Origin of the sequence: Deinococcus sp., from assembly GCF_018260555.1 — a bacterium.
Lineage (GTDB): Bacteria > Deinococcota > Deinococci > Deinococcales > Deinococcaceae > Deinococcus.
This window is the reverse complement of record NZ_JAGLBB010000017.1, coordinates 26,933-46,873: the sequence shown is the minus strand read 5'-3', so window position 1 is coordinate 46,873 and position 19,941 is coordinate 26,933. Positions and strand designations below refer to the sequence as shown.

General features: G+C 67.8%; 15 protein-coding genes. 9 read left to right on the top strand and 6 right to left on the bottom strand.

From position 1 onward, the window contains the following. Nucleotides 1-471 precede the first annotated feature (471 nt). The 9 genes from ilvB to QZ271_RS05200 all read left to right on the top strand — a co-directional run bounded on the left by ilvB (nucleotide 472) and on the right by QZ271_RS05200 (nucleotide 10,402). Entirely contained in the window at nucleotides 472-2,172 is a 1,701-nt protein-coding gene (ilvB, locus tag QZ271_RS05240) for a biosynthetic-type acetolactate synthase large subunit (protein WP_291429668.1), read from the top strand. Beyond that, a complete protein-coding gene (gene ilvN / locus QZ271_RS05235) occupies nucleotides 2,169-2,795 on the top strand; it encodes an acetolactate synthase small subunit (RefSeq protein ID WP_291429659.1) in 627 nt (208 codons plus the stop codon). The genes ilvB and ilvN overlap by 4 nt, the downstream gene beginning before the upstream one ends. A gap of 111 nt (nucleotides 2,796-2,906) precedes the next feature. Beyond that, the gene (gene ilvC / locus QZ271_RS05230) at nucleotides 2,907-3,917 is read left to right on the top strand and encodes a ketol-acid reductoisomerase (protein WP_291429657.1); all 1,011 of its coding nucleotides are present in this window, start codon (nucleotides 2,907-2,909) and stop codon (nucleotides 3,915-3,917) included. Nucleotides 3,918-4,145: 228 nt separating this feature from the next. Continuing rightward, the gene (locus tag QZ271_RS05225; protein WP_291429656.1) at nucleotides 4,146-6,461 is read left to right on the top strand and encodes a DUF11 domain-containing protein; all 2,316 of its coding nucleotides are present in this window, start codon (nucleotides 4,146-4,148) and stop codon (nucleotides 6,459-6,461) included. 407 nt (nucleotides 6,462-6,868) lie between these two features. Next, entirely contained in the window at nucleotides 6,869-8,443 is a 1,575-nt protein-coding gene (locus QZ271_RS05220; RefSeq protein ID WP_291429653.1) for a 2-isopropylmalate synthase, read from the top strand. Nucleotides 8,444-8,536: 93 nt separating this feature from the next. Further along, a complete protein-coding gene (locus QZ271_RS05215) occupies nucleotides 8,537-8,830 on the top strand; it encodes an antibiotic biosynthesis monooxygenase (protein WP_291429651.1) in 294 nt (97 codons plus the stop codon). Beyond that, nucleotides 8,827-9,234: a phosphotyrosine protein phosphatase gene (locus QZ271_RS05210; RefSeq protein ID WP_291429649.1), complete on the top strand. Its 408-nt coding sequence runs from the start codon at nucleotides 8,827-8,829 to the stop codon at nucleotides 9,232-9,234. The genes QZ271_RS05215 and QZ271_RS05210 overlap by 4 nt, the downstream gene beginning before the upstream one ends. Before the next feature lie 59 nt (nucleotides 9,235-9,293). After that, nucleotides 9,294-9,665, top strand: coding sequence for a hypothetical protein (locus QZ271_RS05205; protein ID WP_291429648.1), 372 nt, complete (start codon nucleotides 9,294-9,296; stop codon nucleotides 9,663-9,665). A 20-nt stretch (nucleotides 9,666-9,685) separates the two neighbouring features. Next, nucleotides 9,686-10,402: a metallophosphoesterase gene (locus QZ271_RS05200; RefSeq protein WP_367114309.1), complete on the top strand. Its 717-nt coding sequence runs from the start codon at nucleotides 9,686-9,688 to the stop codon at nucleotides 10,400-10,402. Between the two features lie 486 nt (nucleotides 10,403-10,888). Here the strand turns inward: QZ271_RS05200 and QZ271_RS05195 are convergent, their stop codons facing one another. From QZ271_RS05195 to QZ271_RS05170, 6 genes are all read right to left on the bottom strand, one after another. Then, a complete protein-coding gene (locus QZ271_RS05195; protein ID WP_291429644.1) occupies nucleotides 10,889-12,694 on the bottom strand; it encodes a DEAD/DEAH box helicase in 1,806 nt (601 codons plus the stop codon). A 422-nt stretch (nucleotides 12,695-13,116) separates the two neighbouring features. Further along, nucleotides 13,117-14,682: a choice-of-anchor I family protein gene (locus QZ271_RS05190; protein ID WP_291429642.1), complete on the bottom strand. Its 1,566-nt coding sequence runs from the start codon at nucleotides 14,680-14,682 to the stop codon at nucleotides 13,117-13,119. Nucleotides 14,683-14,752: 70 nt separating this feature from the next. Then, nucleotides 14,753-15,733, bottom strand: coding sequence for an RluA family pseudouridine synthase (locus QZ271_RS05185; protein WP_291429640.1), 981 nt, complete (start codon nucleotides 15,731-15,733; stop codon nucleotides 14,753-14,755). Nucleotides 15,734-15,988: 255 nt separating this feature from the next. Further along, the gene (locus QZ271_RS05180) at nucleotides 15,989-17,761 is read right to left on the bottom strand and encodes an ATP-binding protein (protein ID WP_291429666.1); all 1,773 of its coding nucleotides are present in this window, start codon (nucleotides 17,759-17,761) and stop codon (nucleotides 15,989-15,991) included. Nucleotides 17,762-17,808: 47 nt separating this feature from the next. Beyond that, nucleotides 17,809-18,831, bottom strand: a complete 1,023-nt coding sequence (locus tag QZ271_RS05175) for a nuclease (RefSeq protein ID WP_291429638.1) — start codon at nucleotides 18,829-18,831, stop codon at nucleotides 17,809-17,811. Nucleotides 18,832-18,964: 133 nt separating this feature from the next. After that, nucleotides 18,965-19,591, bottom strand: a complete 627-nt coding sequence (locus QZ271_RS05170; RefSeq protein WP_291429636.1) for a cyclic nucleotide-binding domain-containing protein — start codon at nucleotides 19,589-19,591, stop codon at nucleotides 18,965-18,967. Nucleotides 19,592-19,941: the final 350 nt, after the last annotated feature.

Below are 19,941 nucleotides of genomic sequence, written 5' to 3'. Positions count from 1 at the left end.
GAAAGAGAAATGGAACGGATTTTAGCCGTCTGGGACGGCACTCGCCAGCATGTGGCTTAGAACTGAAAGATGTCAGTTGATGGAGTCGAAGTCCATCAACCATCAGCTGTTTGCCTTTAACCCCACTGACGAACGTTCGTTTGTTCCCCGCTCCGGAACGCCTTATGGTCTAGACGCACCTTGCACCGGGTTCAATGCTCGGCCTATGGTGTGGGTATGAGTGCGCAGATTGTGGTGGTACTTCTTAGCATCGGGGGTTTCCGAGGCTAGGCGTCCGCGCCCCTTCGCACACCCCCGCCCACCAGCGGGGGTTTTTCATTCTCAGAGCGCAGCAGGGCAGCAGGCAGGCCAGAGTGATCATCACATCGAGCAGGCAGTAGGTGAGCAGGGAGCAGGCCAGGAGGAGTCATGAGGACAGACAGCGCACACGACCAGACGAAGCAGGAGCCCGGCCAAGACGGGCGGGGCGACATGAACGGCGCCAAGGCCCTGTGGGCCACACTGGCCAGCCACGGCATCAGCACCGTGTTCGGCTACCCCGGCGGGGCGATCATGCCCGTGTACGACGCCCTGACCTACTACCCGGAAGTCCGGCACGTGCTGGCGCGCCATGAACAGGGCGCCGCGCACGCCGCCGAGGGCTGGGCCAAGGCGACCGGCGAGCTCGGCGTGTGCATGGCGACCAGCGGTCCCGGCGCCACGAACCTCGTGACTGGACTGGCCGACGCCATGCTCGACAGCGTGCCGCTGCTGGCCATCACCGGGAACGTCGCCTCGCACCTGATGGGTACCGACGCCTTCCAGGAAGCCGACATTACCGGCATCACGCTGCCTATCACCAAGCACAATTACGTGGTCCGGGACGTGGAAGAACTGCCGCGCGTGGTGGCCGAAGCCATCCGGATCGCCCGCTCGGGCCGCCCGGGGCCGGTGCTGGTGGACATTCCCAAGGACATTCAGCTGGCCCCGTACCACGGCGAGATTCCCTCCCCGCACGCCCGCCCGGAAATCCCGGCCCCCAGTCAGGAGGCCGTTGACCGCGCCCTGGACCTGATCCGCGCGGCGCAGCAGCCCGTGATCATGGTGGGCGGCGGTAGCCTGGACGCCGCCGCCGAGGTCACTGCCCTGGCCCGCGCGTGGGACATCCCGGTCATCACGACCCTGATGGGCCTGGGGGCGTTCCCCAGCAGCGATCCGCTGTGGCTGGGCATGCCCGGCATGCACGGCAGCGTCGCCGCGAACCGCGCGATCAGCGAGGCGGACGTGCTGATCGGCATCGGCCTGCGCTTCGATGACCGCGTGACGGGCCGCGTGAACGGCTTTGCGCCCAGAGCCAGCATCATTCACGTGGAACTCGACGCCGCCGAGATCGGCAAGATCATCCGCACGCACGTCCCGGTGCGCGGCGACGCGAAGGTGGCCGCGCAGATGCTGATGCGGGGCGCCCATCCCCTGGACCGCCCCGAGTGGAAAGCGCGGCTCGAGGAGTGGAAGTCCCGCACGCAGATGCCGGTCAGCTGGGGTGCCGGGTACGCCGTGAAGGCCGTCGTGGACCGCCTCGGCCCGGACGACATCCTGAGTTCCGACGTGGGTCAGCACCAGATGCTCGCCGCGCAACTGGCCCGCTTCGAGAAGCCGCGCCGCTGGATCAACTCCGGTGGGCTGGGCACGATGGGCTTTGGCTTTCCCGCCGCGATCGGCGCTGGCATGGCCGAACCCGGCGTGCGCAGCGTCGTGATCGCCGGGGACGGCGGGTTCCAGATGACCGCGCAGGAACTCGCGACCCTCAAGATGTACGACGTGCGGAACGTCAAGATCTGCATCATCAACAACTCGTTCCTGGGCATGGTCCGCCAGTGGCAGGAGATGTTCCACGAAAAACGCTACAGCGAGGTCTGGCTGGGCGACAGCAACCCGGACTTCATTAAACTGGCGGACGCCTACGGCGTACCCGGCTACCGCGCCAGCAGCGCCGAGGAACTCCCGGCCGCCATCGACGCGTGGCTGGCCGACCCGAAGAGTGCCCTGCTGGAGGTCGTCGTTCCGCACGAGCACGCGGTGTTCCCCATGGTCCCGGCCGGCGCGGCGCTGTACGAGATGCTGGAAAGCGAACCCGCCCGCACCCCCGGACCCGACATGGCCGAGGTGGCCGAGGAGGCCCGCAACGCATGACACAGGCAACCATTCCCCACCAGCGTGAACCCAACCCCGAGCAACTGCTCTCCCTGCTGGTCCGCGACGAACCCCGCGTCCTGACCCGCATCACGGCCCTGTTCGGCCGGCGCGGGTACAACATCAAGAGCCTGTCGGTCGGCAGCACCGAGCACCCCGGCGTGTCCCGCATGACCATTGTCGTCAGCGGTGACCGGGGCGTGGTCGAGCAGGCCATCCGGCAACTCGAGAAACTGCACGACGTGATCCGCATCATCGACCACAGCCTCGAGAAGTACGTGGACCGTGAACTGGTGCTCGTGAAGGTCGCCATCACGCCAGAAAACCGTGTCGAGGTCCGCCAGATCGCCGAGGACTTCCGCAGCCGCATCGTGGACGTGGGCCGCCACGCCCTGACCTTCGAGGTCACGGGCGACGAGGGGAAACTGACGGCCTTCATCGAGCAGATGCGCCCCTTCGGTATCCTGGAAACCATGCGCACGGGCCGCATTGCCCTGACGCGCGGCAGCAACGCCGACATTCCCGGCCACGTTTACCACGGTGAAACGCAGGCTCTCAGGCCCGCCGTGCAGATCGAGCAACCCCGCGAGGAACGCGCCCGCGAAGTCCCCAATCTGTTCTAGGTTGATGGTTGAAAGTTAATGGTCGAAAGAAAACCCATCAACCATCCACCCCCCTGAACCCGCCTAGCCTGCATTCCGTTCCCACTCACTTTCTGTAGGAGAATCCCCATCATGGCTGCAAAAATGTACTACGACCGCGACGTGAGCACCGCCCCCATCGAGAACAAGGTGATCGCCATCATCGGCTACGGCAGCCAGGCGCACGCGCACGCGCAGAACCTCCGCGACAGCGGCTTTAACGTCGTCGTGGGCCTGCGTGAAGGCAGCGCCAGCCGCGCCAAGGCCGAGCAGGCCGGACTGCGCGTCGCCAGCATCGAGGACGCCACCAAGGAAGCGGACGTGGTCATGCTCCTGATTCCCGACGAGCAGCAGCCCGCCGTGTACGAGCGGAGCGTCGCCCCGAACCTCGCGGACGGCAAGGCCCTGGCCTTCGGTCACGGCTTCAACGTGCACTTTGGGCGCATCACGCCGCCCGCTGGCGTGGACGTGTTCCTCGTGGCGCCCAAGGGTCCCGGCCACATGCTGCGCCGCGTGTACGCCGACGGGGCGGGCATGCCCGGCATCTTCGCCGTGCAGCAGGACGCCACCGGTCAGGCCCGCGAGATTGCTCTGGCGTACGCCAGCGGCATCGGCTGCACCCGCGCCGGCGTGCTGGAAACCACCTTCAAGGAAGAAACCGAGACGGACCTGTTCGGCGAGCAGGCCGTGCTGTGCGGCGGCGTGACCCACCTGATCCAGGCGGGCTTCGAGACGCTGGTCGAAGCCGGGTACCAGCCGGAAATCGCGTACTTCGAGACGCTGCACGAGGTGAAACTGATCGTGGACCTGATCTACGAGAAGGGCTTCGAGGGCATGCGCCACTCCATCAGCAACACCGCCGAGTTCGGGGACTACGTGACCGGGCCGCGCGTCGTGACCGCCGAGACGAAAGCGGAGATGGGCCGCGTGCTGAGCGACATCCAGACCGGTAAGTTCGCCGAGCGTTTCATCGCGGACGCCGAGGCGGGCTTCCCGTTCATGGAAGAACAGCGCGGCAAGATGCGCGGCCACACCCTCGAAGTCGTCGGAAAAGAACTGCGCGATCAGATGCCGTTCATCACCAAGAAGGCACTCGAAGTCTAAGACGGATTCGGGTAGGCGCTGAGCGGGTTCCGGACGTGGACGTGGCAATCCGTCTTACGGGCGGATTGTGCGCGAGACAGACGGCGGTGCGTACCGGCTCCCGCCATTCAGGGGCAGACTTTTCCCTCGTGAAAAGCTCTGCCCCTGTGCCGTTCCTCATCGCCCCAGTGGGGGGGAGGGCCTATATGATGAGATCACCCTGCGAAAACCAGTAGTGTGAGAGGTAGTATGCGCCTCCCGTTCTTTCTGCTGATTTGGCCTGCCCGGCTGCTCATGGCGCTGGTCCCGCTCTTCCTGCTGGGGAGCGTGTCGGCGCAGCAGGCCTTCGGAGCCCGCTATACGAATACTGCCACGAACGGCGACATCGTCCTGATCGGGAATGTGAACTTCCACTGCGTGACGGCCACTCCTGCCAGCGCCTCTCAGATCACCGCCTGCAACACGGCCCGTTCCGGGGGGAATGCCACGAACAACGGCGTATACATGCAGGCCGTGGATACGGACACCGACTCCGCCACCAGTAACTCCAGTTCCGCCACGCTGACCCTGGGCAGCGGCAGCAGCGTCTTGTTCGCTGGACTGTACTGGTCGGGCATCAGTACCAGCGCCGCCAACCGCGCTGCCGTGCGTCTGGCCACGCCTGCCAGCGCCAGCGTCCCCCTGAGCGCCACGCGCACCAGCGTCATGGGCAGTAACTATCAGTCGTTCGTGGATGTCACCGCGCTCGTGCAGGCTGGCGGCAGCGGCACGTACACCGCCGGGAACGTGGCCAGCACGGCTGGCGCCGGTTCCTGGGCCGGCTGGACACTGGTCGTCGCGTACCGAAACCCGGCCCAGCCCACCCGGAACCTCGCGGTGTTCGACGGGTTCCTTCAGGCGAACAATGAAGCCGTTCCGGTGGACATCTCGGTGAGTGGGTTCATCACGCCCAGCGTGGGCACGGTCAGAAGCACCATCGGTGTCGTCGCGTACGACGGCGACCGTGGCGCCCTGGAAGGTATGTCTGCGACCCCGCAGGGCAGCCTGCGCTTCGGGCCGAACACTGCGGCCCTGAACACCGTGTCGAACACGGTCAACCCGGTCAACGACGTATTCAACTCCACCATCTCTACCACCACGGGTACGGCAGGCGGCGGCGCGGACGTCACGGGCGGCCGCAACCCGGCCTTCACGAACACCCTGGGCCTGGACATCGATACCCTCACGCCCAACACGCCGCTCCCGAACGGCAGCACCTCCGCCGTGGTTCGCGTGATCGGCACGAGCGGCGACGTGATCTACCCCGGCGTGATCACGCTCGCCACCGAGATCTTCGTTCCCAACATCAAGGACGCCCTGACCAAGACTGTCACCGACCTGAACGGCGGCGCGCTGCTGCCCGGCGACACCCTGGAGTACGAACTGGTCATTCGCAACCAGGGCAACGACGGCGCCGTGAACGTCATCCTGACCGACCCCATCCCGGCTGACACCACCTACCTGCCGGACTCCATGACCGTGATCGGCGCGAACGCCGGCCCGAAAACCGACCTGGCCGGTGACGACCAGGCCGAATTCGACACCGCCGGAAAACGCGTGGTGTTCCGCGTGGGGACGGGCGCGAACGCCGTGCAGGGCGGCGCGGTCGCCCCCAACGAGGAAACCCGGGTTCGTTTTCGGGTCACCGTGAACGCTGGGACGCCGGGCGGCACCTTCATCGATAACACCGGCACCGTCAGCTACCGCCAGCAGACCCTCGGCTCGGTCGTCTCGGACACCAGCGACAGCGACCCCGTCACGGCCGGAGATCAACCGGCCCGCGTCATCGTCGCTGGCCCTGACCTCAGCGTCAGCAAAGCCCACGCGGGCACCTTCCGCACGGGTGTGCCCGGCACGTTTACGCTGCGCGTGTCGAACGCCGGTCCCGCCTCCACGACCGGCACCGTGACCCTGACTGACACGCTCCCCGCCGGCATGACCGCGCAGAGTATCAGCGGGCCCGGCTGGACCTGTAGCCTCTCGCCCCTGCGCTGCACCCGCACGGACGCCCTGAGTAGCGGCGGCAGTTACCCGGACGTGACCCTGAGCGTGCTGGTCAGTGCGGGCGGCACGTACACCAACGCGGCCAGCGTCAGCGGAGGAGGAGAGACCGCCGCCCAGACCAGCAACAACGCCGCCAGCGACGCGGTGACGGTGACCGCCCAGCCGCCTGTCGTGCTGCTCACCAAGAGCGTCCGGAACGTCACCCGGAGCGGCGCGGCCGGGACCGCGTCCAGTGCGCTGCCCGGCGAGATCCTCGAGTACTGCGTCGCGTACCGCGTCAGTGATGGGGATGCCGTCAACTTCGTGCTGCGCGACACTGCGCCCCCACAGACCCTCCCGCAGAGCAGCGCGTTCGGGGCGGGCCTGGGCCTGCTCCTCACCCGCCCCGCCAGCATTGCCACCCTTACCTCGGCCGCCGACACCGACGCTGGCAGCATCGCCGGTCAGGACATCAGCGTGCGCCTGGGCGCCATACCTACCGGCGAAACCGGTAGCGTGTGCTTCCGCGCCAGCGTCCGGTGAGTGCGGTCCGTGCAGCCGCGCAGGCGGACTCTGTGACGGGGCTGTAGCAATGGCCCCTGTGCCAACCGCCCTGTGCCAACCGCCCTGTGCCAACCGCCCCGTGCCAGACGACTCCAGGTTCCCGCCTGCGCCCCGGAGACACCGGCCCGGCAGGCCCGCATTCCAGACAACTCTTGCACTTGGCCCGGGTCTGCGCCTACACTCCGGGTTATGAACGCGTTCGGTCTGCTTCTTCTTACCCGTCCTCCGGTGGAGTGAACGGCAAGCAGCGCATGCCTGGAACGCCCCCGGAGGACTCCCCTCCGGGGTTTTTTCATGTCTGGCCCCTGCCCCCGCACCACTCTCCCGCCCCCCCCCACGCCTGCCCATTCACGCCTGCCCATTCACGCCTGCACAGGAGCCCCGCCATGACCCAGACCACCGCAGCCCAATCGACCGATTCCAACCGCATCATCATGTTCGACACCACCCTGCGTGACGGCGAGCAGAGCCCGGGCGTGGCCCTGAACCACTCGCAGAAACTGGAGATCGCGCACCAGCTCTCCCGCCTGGGTGTGGATGTCATCGAGGCCGGGTTTCCCATCGCCAGCCCCGGTGACCTGGAAGGCGTGAGCCGGATTGCCCGCGAGGTGCGCGACCCCATCATCACGGCGCTGGCCCGCGCCGCCCGGCCCGACATCGAGGCCGCCGCGAAAGCCGTCGAGGCCGCCACCAAACCCCGCATTCACACGTTCATTGCGACCAGTCCCATTCACATGCAAAAGAAACTGCAACTGGAACCCGACGCGGTCGTGGAGCGTGCCGTGCAGGCGGTGACCTACGCCCGAACCTTCGTGGACGACGTGGAATTCAGCGCCGAGGACGCCACCCGCAGCGACATTTCCTTCCTGATCCGCATCTTCAAGGCGGCCGTGGAGGCCGGGGCGACCACCGTGAACATTCCCGACACGGTCGGGTACACCACCCCCGAGGAGATCCGCGCGTTGTTCCGCGAGATCCGCGCCGCCATTCCCGCGCACGTCATCCTGAGCGCCCACTGCCACGACGACCTGGGCATGGCCGTCGCGAACTCCATCGCGGCGGCCGAGGGCGGCGCGCGGCAGATCGAGTGCACCGTCAACGGCATTGGTGAGCGCGCCGGGAACGCCAGCCTGGAAGAACTGGTCATGGCCTTCCACACCCGCCGCGACCACTACGGCCTGGAAACCGGTATCCGCACCCGCGAACTGTACCGCGCCAGCCGCCTGGTCAGCCGCCTGAGCGGCATGCCCGTGCAGCCCAACAAGGCCATCGTCGGGGACAACGCGTTTGCACACGAGAGCGGCATTCACCAGGACGGCGTGATCAAGGCCCGCGAGACCTACGAGATCATGAACGCCGAACTGGTCGGGCGCGAGGCCGCCGTGCTGGTCATGGGCAAGCACTCGGGCCGCGCCGCGTTCCGCAAGGCCCTGACCGACCTGGGGTACTCGGATCTGCCCGACGACAAGGTCCAGCACCTGTTCACCCGCTTCAAGGACATGGCCGACCGCAAAGGCCAGATCTTCGCCGACGACCTGCGCGCCCTGGTTGATGCCCGCACCGACGTGCCGCAGACATTCACGCTGGAAGCCTTCCAGATCACCAGCGGCATGAACATGACCCCCGTCGCCTTCGTTCGCCTGACCACCCCCGACGGGTCCGTGGAGGCCACCGCGCACGGTGACGGCCCGGTCGAGGCGGCCGTGCAGGCCATCAACCGCATCACGGGCCTCGCGCCCACCATGGAAAGCTACCGGATTCAGGCTGTGACGGGTGGCGGCGACGCGCTGGGCGAGGTCAGCATCAGCGCCCGCTACGGCGAGACCCTGCTGCACGGCAGTGGTGTCGCCACGGACGTCGTGGAATCCAGCGCGCGCGCCTGGATCCGCATTCAGAACATGATCGTCGCCGGCATGGGCGCCGAACGCCGACAGGGCGAATTCGCCCCCGGCCGCATCTGAGGTGAGAGTCGCAAGGTGATGGGTTCGCTGCTTCGCGGCTGAAGGACGGGGAGGCCGGGTGCACTGGTCTCCCCGTGGTATGCACGAGGGCAGATGATCCTGGAACTTGCCTTGCTTCAGATTCGCCCCGGCCAGACCCCCGAGTTCGAGGCGGCCTTCGCGCAGGCGCAGCGCATCATCGCGGGCATGGTCGGGTACGTGCGGCACGAGCTTCAGCGTTGCTTGGAAGACAGTCACCGGTACGCATTGCTGGTCTGGTGGGAGACGCTGGAAGACCACACGGTCGGTTTCCGGGGCAGCCCCGAGTACCAGGAGTGGCGGTCGCTGCTGCATCACTTCTACGATCCGTTCCCGACGGTCGAGCATTTTGTAGGGGTCGCTCTGTGACCCGGTCATCAGGGCCGCCCACGACCCGGCCACTGCGCGTGCTGTTCGTGTGCGCGCAGAACAGGTTGCGCAGCCCCACGGCCGAGAGCATCTTCAGGGGCGTGGACGGCTGGGAGGTCGCGTCGGCCGGAACCAACCGGGACGCCGGGGTGCCAGTCAGCCGTGACCTGCTGGAGTGGGCAGACGTGGCGGTCTGCATGGAGAAACGGCACCGGGACATCCTGCGTCAGCGGTTCCGGGGGGCGCTGCCGGACGACCGGATCCTGACCCTGGGCATCCCGGACGACTTCGAATTCATGGACGAGGAACTGGTACGGCAGCTCCGCCGGCTGGTGCCGTGGCGTCTGGAGTCCGTCCGGCCCCGCCCGGCAGCCGGCACTGAGGGAACAGGCCGCGCGGGCTGATTCAGGTGTCTTCATGCGGGCGGGTCGTTTGGTGCGGCCGGGCGTGGCAGCATGGGCACGTGAAGAATCCGCTTCTGAGGACTGCATTGATCACGGGTCTCGTGATCGCTGCTGTGAATATCGTGTTTGCCGCGCTGGATTATGGTCTGGACCGGCTGCCCTGGTGGTTCTACGTGGCGCAGTTGCTGCTGATCCCGGCCATGACGCTGCCCATGCGGTACTTTCCGCAGGCGAGCGTCACGCCGGAGTACGGGCGCCGCGCGGGGCTGTTCGCGCTCGGGTGGGCGGTGCCGTATGCGGTGTACAAGTTCACAGGTGACGTGCTGAGCCCGGCGTTCAATCCGGCGGCTTCCCTGGTCGGGTACGTGATCGCGGTCGCGCTCTTCTCGCTCATCTTCGCGGCGCTGCGCCGCCCGCAGGCTGGCCGTTGAGAATCGCGGTCCTATCAGACGTGCACGGGAACGCATTCGCGCTGCGCGCCGTGCTGGACGATATCCGCTCGGCGTCCCCGGATCTGATCCTGAACCTGGGGGATACGGTGTGGGGGGCCGCCGATCCCGGCGCGGCCTGGGCGTTGCAGGCGGAGTTCGCGCCGCCCAGCGTGCGCGGCAACACCGATGAGCGCGTGGCGGGCCTGCGGGAAGGCAAGGAAGACATGCGGGCCTGGGTACGCTCACAGATTCCGGACTCGGTGCCCGCGCGGGTGGCGGCCCTGCCCGTGCGGCTGGATGTGGCCGGGGGCGAGGTGCGCGCGGCGCACGGCAGTCCCCGCAGCGCCTGGGAGGACCTGATGCTGACCGAGGAGCCCGCAGGCCCGGAGACCGCAGGCCGCACCCGCCCGGCCCGCTTGAGCGAGCTGCGCGAGCGACTGGACGGTTTTACGGCGGATGCGGGAGGGCAGGTGTGCGTGGTGGGCCACACCCACCGTGAGATGCTGGCGGTCGTGGACGGCGTGACCGTCCTGAATGTCGGCCCGGTTTCACGCCAGAAGGACGGGTTGCCGCTGGCGCGCTGGGCGCTCCTGACCCGCCGTGCCGGGCACTGGATGCCCGAGTTTCGCCGCACGGAGTATGACGTGGCCGGGGCGGTGGCCTGGTGCCAGGCACACGCCCCGCAGCGGGTTGGCGACCTGGAGGCCGGGTGGTTGAGGGGTGGCCGGGAACCCTAAGCCGTTCCTGCCTTTCCCAGTTGCCGTCAGGGCGTCTGGACGGCCATGCGGCGGATGTTGAGCATGCCAGTCCGGGTCTCCAGCGTCTAGGCTGTCCTGCAGGCGGGTAGCAGTCAGCGTGCGGCCGGACACAGCTTTGCTTCGTCCCTGTTCCTGCGCGGCCACGGTGGGCGCGCAGGCTATGAGATTGATGTCAAGGTGACTTGCCACCACGGGGGTTCCTGGCACGCCCCCCGACGCCACTGATGCGGTCGCGGCCGACCGGTCTCAGAATTGCCCGTGAAGGTAAGGCACGGCAGAAGCAGGCAGTAGTTCATGTGACCAGAGCCAGTTCATAAGCACCCGCCCAGGCAGCACCCATGCGAACAGAATTGGCCGCCGGGGGATGAAGGCAGTGAAAAAGGCGTCCCGACCGGATGGTCGGGACGCCTTCTTCATTTTCTTTTACTGACCCGTTCAGGACACCGGGGCTCCTGTTACCGCAGGTCAGCGACCAGAAGGAACGAATTCACGGTCCGCAAAGTCCTCGCGGGGGCGGCCGCCGCGGTCGTCACGGCTCCAGCGACCCTGGCCCTGGCCACCTCCGCCCTGACCACCACGGTTGCCGCCGCCCTGGCCCTGGGAGCCGCCACGGCCGCCGCCCTGACCCTGATAGCCGCCACGGCTGCCACCGCTACGGTAGCCACCCTCGTCACGGCCACCACGGCCGCCGCCCTGGTAGCTGCCTTCACGGCGTTCACGGGTAGGCTGCTCGAACAGTTCCGGCAGTTCCTGCGCCACCTCCACGGTCACTTCGCCTTCCAGTGGGCTGGCAGCCATCAGTTTCTGCACCAGTTCGCTGGGAATGTCGGCCACGGCACCGCCGCGCCACTGACGGACCTTGCCCAGGCGGCGGGTGTCGATGTCGCCGTTGCGGGCCAGGACGGCCACGGCGCGCGCCACGCTCATACGCTCGGCGTGCAGGATGATGGTCGTCTGACCTTCCTCGCCGCTGAGCAGGCTGGCGGCCTTCACAGGCTCGGTCACGCCACTGATCTTGGCCAGCGCACGCGCCAGAGCTTCCAGGCCCAGTTCGCTGAACAGACGCTCGGCCTCTTCCTGGAAGGTCTGCGCGACGCCGCTGTCAACCTTGCGGACCATCTCGGCGCTCGTGCGGGCGCTGGCAGCCTGCACTTCCTTGGGAGTGGGCAGCGGACGCTCGATGAAGCGCACGCCGGTCACACGTTCCAGGCCTATCACTTCGCGCTGCTCGCGGTCGCCGTACATGATGATGGCGGTGCCGGTGCGGCCCGCACGGCCCGTCCGGCCGGAGCGGTGCACGTAGCTCTCGGGGTCCTGCGGCAGGTGGTACTGGACCACCAGATCAACCTCGGGGATGTCCAGGCCGCGTGCGGCCACGTCGGTGGCGACCAGCACGTTGGCGCGGCCATTACGGAAGGCTCCCAGGGCGCGTTCGCGCTGGCTCTGTGCGAGGTCGCCGTGCAGGGCCTCGGACTCGATGCCGCGGTGGATCAGTTCGTTCGCCAGTTCGTCGGCTTCACGCTTGGTGCGCGTGAACACGATGGCTTTTTCCGGGTTGTAGATGGTGAGCAGGTCCGCCAGCACGCGGGTGCGGGCGCGGCCCACGCGGATCTTCAGGTGCTCGACGGTCTGCGCGGCCTGACTCTTGCCCTCGCCGACCATGTCGATCACGATGGGGTTATTCAGGTACTTCTTCGACAGGCGGTGAATGTCGTTGGTCAGCGTGGCGCTGAACAGCAGCGTCTGACGGCCTTCAGGGGTGCGCTGGAGGATCGTCTCGATGGCGTCGGCAAAGCCCACGCTGAGCATCTCATCGGCCTCGTCCAGTACCGCAAACTCGACGGCAGCCAGGTCGATGTTGCCGCGCTCGATGTGGTCGATCAGACGGCCGGGCGTGCCGACGATCACGTCAACGCCACGGCGCAGGGCGTTCTCCTGCGGGGCGTAGGCGGCGCCGCCGTACACGGTGACGGTCGTCAGCTCCTGGCCGCTCTTACTGAATTCCTCGGCAACCTGCTTGGCCAGCTCGCGGGTCGGGGCGACCACGATGGCGCGGGGCAGACGGCCGCGTTCACGGCTGGCTTCCAGCTTGGTGATGATCGGCAGCGCGAAGGCCAGCGTCTTGCCGGTCCCGGTGCGGGCGCGGCCGATCATGTCGCGTCCCTGCAGGGTATGAGGCAGGCTTTCGGCCTGGATGGGGCTGGCTTCGGTGATACCGCGCTCGGCGAGACGCGCCGCGAGTTCGGGCGCAATCAGTTGGTCAAAGTTCATTTGTGGTCCTTTCGGGAAAGCACAGCCCCAGTGAACCAGCAAACGCCTTGAATCCCGGCATCACGCATGTCCTGAAAGTGGGGGCACTCTCCAGCCGCCCGGGTATCTCCCGCTGCGGCGCACGAGTTGAAAGATTACACCAGAATCAGCCGGAATGCAAGTGCGGCGGCGCACAAAACCTGGAAGCGGGTAGACTACCTGTCAAGTCTGATCTGAATCCATGGGACGCGCCCGGCTTTCACTTCATTGCAGTCTAGCGTACGCAGGTCAGCCGGAAAGCACCGTACAGACTGCAATACCGTGCAGACCGGGAGAGTGACAGGCAGGCTCACAGGCCGCGGCCCCACCTGCCAGCAGGGCGCGGCAGGTGGGGTCAGTGGAGGAGAGGGTGTGGCGTTCGTCCCTGTCAGCTTCTCAGTAGATCAGCGGGTGTTGAGTGCCCGGCTGACGTTGATGACGCTGACCGACCCGGCTGGGTCGATGGTGCCCCCGTCGTTCGGTTCGCCCTCGTTTGCGACCAGCAGGAGCGTTCCGTCGGGCGTGAAGGTCAGCATGTCAGGCAGCGCACCCACCGTCACAGGTGCAGCCAGTGGCGCACCGTCGCGGTCGAGCAGCAGCACCCGGCCCGGATCGGTCTTCACGGCCGCCTCGACCGCCACGGCCAGCACGCCGCCGCTGACCGCCACGCTGTTCGCGCCGCGTCCGTAGGCGCTCAGGGGAATGTCCTTGACGTACCTGGGCGCGGCCGGGTCGCGGATGTCCAGTACGGTCACGCTGGACGAGGCGCCGTTCACCACGAACAGGCGGCCGCTGGCCGGGTCGAAGGCCGGAATCTCGGCTGCCCCCACATCGAACGCGAACGGCGTCACCTGATACCGCCCCGCCTGCGTCAGCATGCCAGTCTCGGCCACGCGGTACAGGGTCGTGCTGCCGCTGACCTCGTTCGCCACGACCAGCAGCGCCTGCCCGCCGGGCGCGCTGGCCGCCGGAATGAACAGCAGACCTTCGGGTCCCAGGTCGCCCGCCAGGCCGCTGGCCGCGTCGGCCTTCTCGTTCACGGGGTTCATGTACTGCACCAGGGCCGGTTTGGCGGGGTCGCTGACGTTCAGGACCATCACGCCGCCGGTGCGTTCCAGCCCCACGAACGCGAAGGTCCGTGCGCCCAGCACGCCGGTCGTGACGCCTTCGGGTTCCGGGCCCTTGTTGTCGCTGCGGGTGTCGAAGGTTTGAGACGTGCCGTTCGAGTTGAAGTTCGCGCGGCTTGCCGTCTGCTGCTCGAACAGGTCACCGGTATCGGCCAGCAGGGTCAGGTCGGAGGTCCAGACGCTCATAGAACGCGCACCGAACGACACCAGCCGGTCGGCGTCCCCGTCGCCGTCCGTATCGGCGTCCAGCGTGCTGACCGTCAGGCGGCCCAGCGCGCCTTTGGCCTGCAGGGCCGCCGCGTTCGGGAACTTCAGCGGGTCGAGTTTCAGGTCGGCCACGCGGGCGTTATCGGTGAAACTGGCGTAGTCGCGCGTGTCACCCTCGTTGGCGCTCAGCAGGTACGTCTTCCCGCCGACACTGAACGACGCGACCGAGTCCGGCATGAACGCCCCCATCACGGGCCAGGAGCGGATGTTCACGCCGCTGTCCTTGTCGCTGGCGTCCAGTCCGTTGCCCGGCAGGGCGTGATCCTTGAAGCCCAGGGGCGTCAGCGCCGTGATCTTCCCCGAGTCCAGGTCCAGCGTGGCAACGGCGTTACTTTCCTGCACGCTGATCCACGCGGTGCGGCCGTCGGGGCTGACCGTGATGTACTCCGGTTCGGCGTCCAGCGACACCTGCTTGCTGGCCCCGTCGCGCAGGCCCGCCGCTTTCAGGGTGCCCCGCTGGGCGTCGAACGCCGTGAAATCAGCGGTGCTCACCAGGGGCCGCTCGGGCGTGTCATCGAGGGTGCAAGCGGTCAGCAGCGCCGTCAGGCCCGCCATCAGCAACGTGAGTTTTCTCATCGTCACTCAGGGTAGGAGGCGCGGATCAGAGGAGTGTCAGGCCGGTGCGCGGCGTGAGGGGTGGCGGCTGTCACCCGCCGCGCGGCGCGACTTCCAGATCGTCGGGTACGCCGCCGCCCACACGCACCCAGGCGCTCAGCAGGTCGTCCGGGGCCGGCGCGTGCAGGTGCAGGTCGCGCCCCGTGACCGGATGCGGGACTGTCAGGAACTGCGCGTGAAGCGCGTGCCGGGGCATGACCTCACTTGCGCGCCCGTACACGCCGTCGCCCAGGACCGGGCTGCCCAGGTGCGCCAGGTGCACGCGGATCTGATGCGTGCGGCCCGTGCGCGGCTGCGCCCGCACCAGCGCCAGCGTGCGCCCGTGCCCGTCCGGCACGCTGCCCAGCGGCGTGAACAGCGTTTGCGCGTCTCGCGGCTGTGCTCCGCCGACCGTCATGCGTTGCCGCTGCACCGGGTGCCGGCCCACCGGGGCGTCCACCTGCACGGCCTCCAGCGCCTTCCACTGCCCCGCCGCGATGGCCAGGTACGTTTTGCAGGTCCGGCGGTCCTTGAATGCCGCCGCCAGGGCCGCGTGCGCCGCGACGGTCTTGGCGACCACGATCACGCCGCTGGTATCGCGGTCCAGGCGGTGCACGATGCCGGGCCGGTATCCGTCCGGACCGTCGTGCCCGTCCTGCTGCGGCAGGTTCATGCGGCCCAGCAGGGCGTTCACCAGCGTGCCGGTACTCACGCCCGGCGCGGGGTGCGTGATCATGCCCGCCGGTTTGTTCACGGCGATCAGGTGCTCGTCCTCGAACAGCACGTCCAGCGGAACGTTCTCGGGGGCCACCGTCGCGTCCGGCGGGGGCGGCACCGTCACGTTCAGGACCTCGCCGCCCCGCAACTTCAGCGCCGGTTTCAGGCTGACCTGCCCCGCCACCTGCACGAACCCGCCCGTGATCAGGGCGGCCACCTGCGAGCGGCTCGCGCCGGTCATGGCCGACAGCACGGCGTCCAGCCGTCCCGGCGTGGCGCTCAGCGTGCGGGTGTCGGGGTGGGGAGCGTCATTCACGGCGCGCAGTGTACCGCCCCCCAGCCACACGCCGCCTTCCTCGGCCGCCCGCCACCGTCCTGCGGGGATGTGGACGCCGGTTGAATGGTTCGGGCGGAGCAACCAGGAGAACGGCGGGCTCCGGGCCTGGAGTTGGCAGCCCGCCTATGCGCCGGGTGGTCAAAGAAACAGAGGCGGTCCGAATCAGGCGCGCACCGAAGGGCCCAGCAGGAGGGGGGTGGGCACAGGCTCCTGGCCCGCCTACCCCAGTGCCATTCAGTGCAGCCAGTCCTCGCCGACTTCCTCGACCTTCTTGCCTTGCAGGTCATCCACCTCGTCCAGGCGGGTGGCCCAGGCGGGGAAGGGGTAGTTGACCAGCACCGGGTTAGGCACGTCCGGCTGGCTGACGAGCATGGTGCCGGGTTGCAGGATCCCGGCGCGCGCGCGGAAGCTCTGCGGCAGGAAGCGGTACTCGGGCCGCTCGGCCTCCGCCAGGTCCAGGCGGCCCACCACGCGGATCGCGGCGTTCGACACGATGCGCCGCTCGACCTCGCTGGCCGTCTGCTGCGCGCCGATCAGGATGATGCCCAGGGAACGGCCGCGTTCGGCGATGTCCAGCAGCACGTCCTTGATGGGGCTGTCGCCGTCGCGGGGCGCGTACTTGTTCAGTTCGTCCAGGACCACGAACACCGTGTCCTGCCGCCCCACGCGTTCCTTGTGCTCGAACAGGTCGCGCAGCAGCACGCCCACGATGAACATCTGCGCGGTGGCGGACAGCGTGTGAATGTCCACCACGGTCGTCTGCACGCCGGGCTTCAGCGGGTCCGGGCGGTAGCGGGCGGCCTGCTCGGCGCTCACGTCGCCGCGCACCAGGGGCGTCAGGTGTTTCTGCACGCCCCGCAGGCGGCGGATGAACGCCTGGAGGGTCGCCGGGGCCTGCTTGCCCACCCACCGGCGGTCGCCCTCGCCGTCGTTCGCGTCGAGCAGTTTGTACTCCAGGTACGCGACGAGCTGCGCGAAGGTGCTGATGCGGGCGCTGCCCATCTCGTCGAAGCGCACGTCCTCTTCCAGGATCTGCTCGGTGTCCGGCTGCCAGTCGTCCACGGTCAGGTACGGCGTTTCAGCGCCCTGCGCCATGCGGTACAGGCGCTCCTCGATACTGCCGATCACGAAGCCCAGGTTCACGCTGGCGTTGCGGTCCACGAACACGTACGGCAGCATCCGCCGCGCGCAGAACTCCCGCAGCGAGTACAGGAACGGCGTGACGCCCTCGCCGCGCTGCTCGACGTGCGGCACGATGGCCGCGCCCGCACTGCCCGGCCGGGGCGGCGCGAGGAACTGCACGTCCCGGAACGCCTCGACCGGCAGGCCCATCAGCGCGTAGCGGTGACTGGAGAGGCCCTTTTGCGCCTGAGCCTGCGCCTCGCGGGACTCGACCTCGCGGTTGCGCTTGTCCAGGAACAGCAGGTCCTCGCCCTTCACGTTGAAGATCAGGGCCCGCCCCGCCGACGCACCCGCGCCCATCACGCCACTGCGGAAGATGGCATGCAGCAGGAACAGCGCGTAACTCGTCTTGGTCGCCACGCCCGAGATTCCGCTGATGTTGATGTGCCCGCCGTTCTCGCCGTTCACGAAACGGTAGTTGATGGGCAGCACCTGACCGTCTGCGAGCAGCCCGCCGGGGAAGGCCTTCTCGCCCATCTTGTCGGCGCTCAGGGCCATGCGCAGGTCGTCGCCCCGCGCGTGCCGCACCCCGTCGCCCGGCTGCGGCGGAATAAAGTTCTCGGGGTTCACGCGCGTGACCAGCACCCGCGCCGCGTAACTCACGCTGGCCGGCAGCAGGCCCGCCACGACGTCCTGAACGTCACTGTCGAAGGTCACGCCCTCATGACGGGTGCGCACGTGATCCACGATCCCGTAGAAGTTCACGATCGACCCGTCTGGCTTGCGGGTCTGCACCGCCACCAGATCATCGAGTTGCACGCTCGCGCCGGGCAGCACCGCGAACCAGAAGCTCACGGGCGTCACGTCCTGCGTGCCCAGCACCATGCCCACCTGCGCGCCCGCTGGGTCAGGACCGCCCAGCTTCAGGTTCGTCACGCGACCCCCTGCAGGCCCGCGATGTGCGCCCGGATACGGCGCGTCACGAGGTCCGCGCTGCCCATGCTGCGGCCCATCGCCTGCTCCAGCGCCCCCGTGGGAATCAGGTTCTGCGGCGCACGCGGGTCCTTGTGGGCGTGCGCGCCCAGCCGCATCAGGAGCGTGCCGCTGAGGTTCGCGACCTGCCGGACGATGGGCGGCAGGAAACCGGGGTCGTCCGGCGCGAACATCTCCAGGCGCATGACGCCCGCCATGGGATGCTGGTAGAAAGCGGCGCCGCACAGCCGCACGTACCAGATCAGGCGCGTGAACTGCCCGTTGCTGTAGGTCATGCGCATGACCGGGGTGCGCTCGCCGGGTTTCAGTTCCGCCAGTAGCCCCGCGCGGTCGGTGGGCAGGTACATGGTCTCCATGGTCTTCACGCACCCGACCACGGCCCCGTTCAGGTTGCGTCCGCGCAGGGTGCCGTCCTGAACGGTCAGGGCGCTCAGCCACTCCCGGTCATCCTGCTCGTCGGCCGGCACCTTGGAAGCCAGGTCGTGAGAGAGGTTCTGCTCGGCGGCCAGCATGTGCTGCTGCAACGTGTTCAGCGCCGCCAGAGGATCGGTGCCCTGCATGGCGACCGGGGTATATTCGAGACGCCCGGTGTGCGGGTTGCGGGGGCTGAGCGTCATGGGATCAACGCGCAGGTCCGGCGCGTGTGCCAGGATGCGGGCGGCTTTCACGGCCCGCAGTTCGGCCTGCCGGGTGCCGTGCGGGCACAGTTCCACGGCGCCCACCACGTAGGCCCCAAAGCCGCCCAGGCCACTCTGGCCGTGATCGTCCTCGATGAACAGACGGGATTCCATGCGGCGCTTGCCGTCTACCACGAACACCTGCCGCAGCCGTTCCGGGATCGGGCGTGCGTGAATGGCGGCCCAGCGCGGAGTCTCGACATCGTGAATCTCACCGTTGAATTCTTTGAGGCTCAGTTGCCCGCCCTCGATATCCACGGGCCAGGGGTCAAGGCGAATACGCATGCCCGCAATTCTACGCGCTGGACAGAATGTTGATCGGCTGCTCTGGTGCGCTGTGGCCCAGACCATGCCAAAAGCGCCGCCTGTCCATGCGGGGACGGGGCGGCGCTTCCCGGAAACGGGCGCGGGGTGCAGTTCAGCCGTGGTAGCCACTCAGGAGGCGCAGGCCGTCCTCGTCGGTCAGGGTCAGGCAGCGGTAGGCGGGGCTCAACAGGCCGTCGTCGCGCATCTCGCCGATCAGTTTGCTGACACTTTCACGCGTGGCGCCGGTGCCCTCGGCGATCAGTTCGTGCGTGGCGCGCACGAAGCGGGTGCCGTCGCCGTGCGCGCCGCCCAGGGTGCTGTCGGCGAGGTTCAGGAGGTAGCGGGCGATGCGTTCGCGCAGGTCGCCGTCCTGAATGTGAACGCCGTCGGTCATCATGCGTTGCAACTGGGCGCTGAGGCTACGGGTCAGGTCCCACAGTTCAGCGGTACTCAGGTGCTGCGGGTGAATGGGCACCAGCACCGTGTCGGTCAGAGCGACGACCTGATGCCCGCGCGTCTGGCCGTGCAGGCATTCCTCACCGAAAATGTCGCCGGGTCGGATATGGCGAACGGTCAGGTTGCGGCCCTCGGGCGTGAGGCGCACGGCGCGCATCAGGCCGCTCTCCAGGCGGTAGAGGCTGGGGGCGCTGTCTCCGGCGTAGTACAGGGTCTGGCCACGGCGCACCGTGCGGTTCAGGTCATGGTTCTGGGGTAGGGCGGCGGGGGCAAGGTACGTCATGGTGACTCCTGTAAGGGTGCGGGTGCACCCGAGAGGTGCGGCGGGGTGGGGACGGACTCGTGTGACAGGCAGTGTATAACCCTTGTACAACCCTGAAACGTTCACGTCATACACTATGAAAAGGAAATCAATGGGTGCCCATCGGGCTCCATCAAGAACGTTCCAGACGACATTCAACGGTTCAGGGAAACCTCACGTGAGGCCGCTAGACGGGGCTTGCCTTTCCCTCGCCTCCTGTCCTCTGCACAGCCGCATGCCTCTCGCGGTCCCCCCAACACACCCAGGTACCGGATGAAGGTTCTCCGGGTGGATACAGGTCTGGACACCCCACTGGAACGTACTTAGTAGAT

Bases quoted from the DNA above. Each gene is read 5' to 3' on its own strand.
- ilvB (WP_291429668.1), top strand. From the start codon at position 472: ATGAACGGCGCCAAGGCCCTGTGGGCCACACTGGCCAGCCACGGCATC.
- ilvN (WP_291429659.1), top strand. From the start codon at position 2,169: ATGACACAGGCAACCATTCCCCACCAGCGTGAACCCAACCCCGAGCAA.
- ilvC (WP_291429657.1), top strand. From the start codon at position 2,907: ATGGCTGCAAAAATGTACTACGACCGCGACGTGAGCACCGCCCCCATC.
- QZ271_RS05225 (WP_291429656.1), top strand. From the start codon at position 4,146: ATGCGCCTCCCGTTCTTTCTGCTGATTTGGCCTGCCCGGCTGCTCATG.
- QZ271_RS05220 (WP_291429653.1), top strand. From the start codon at position 6,869: ATGACCCAGACCACCGCAGCCCAATCGACCGATTCCAACCGCATCATC.
- QZ271_RS05215 (WP_291429651.1), top strand. From the start codon at position 8,537: ATGATCCTGGAACTTGCCTTGCTTCAGATTCGCCCCGGCCAGACCCCC.
- QZ271_RS05195 (WP_291429644.1), bottom strand. From the start codon at position 12,694: ATGAACTTTGACCAACTGATTGCGCCCGAACTCGCGGCGCGTCTCGCC.
- QZ271_RS05190 (WP_291429642.1), bottom strand. From the start codon at position 14,682: ATGAGAAAACTCACGTTGCTGATGGCGGGCCTGACGGCGCTGCTGACC.
- QZ271_RS05180 (WP_291429666.1), bottom strand. From the start codon at position 17,761: ATGGTGCTGGGCACGCAGGACGTGACGCCCGTGAGCTTCTGGTTCGCG.
- QZ271_RS05175 (WP_291429638.1), bottom strand. From the start codon at position 18,831: ATGCGTATTCGCCTTGACCCCTGGCCCGTGGATATCGAGGGCGGGCAA.
- QZ271_RS05170 (WP_291429636.1), bottom strand. From the start codon at position 19,591: ATGACGTACCTTGCCCCCGCCGCCCTACCCCAGAACCATGACCTGAAC.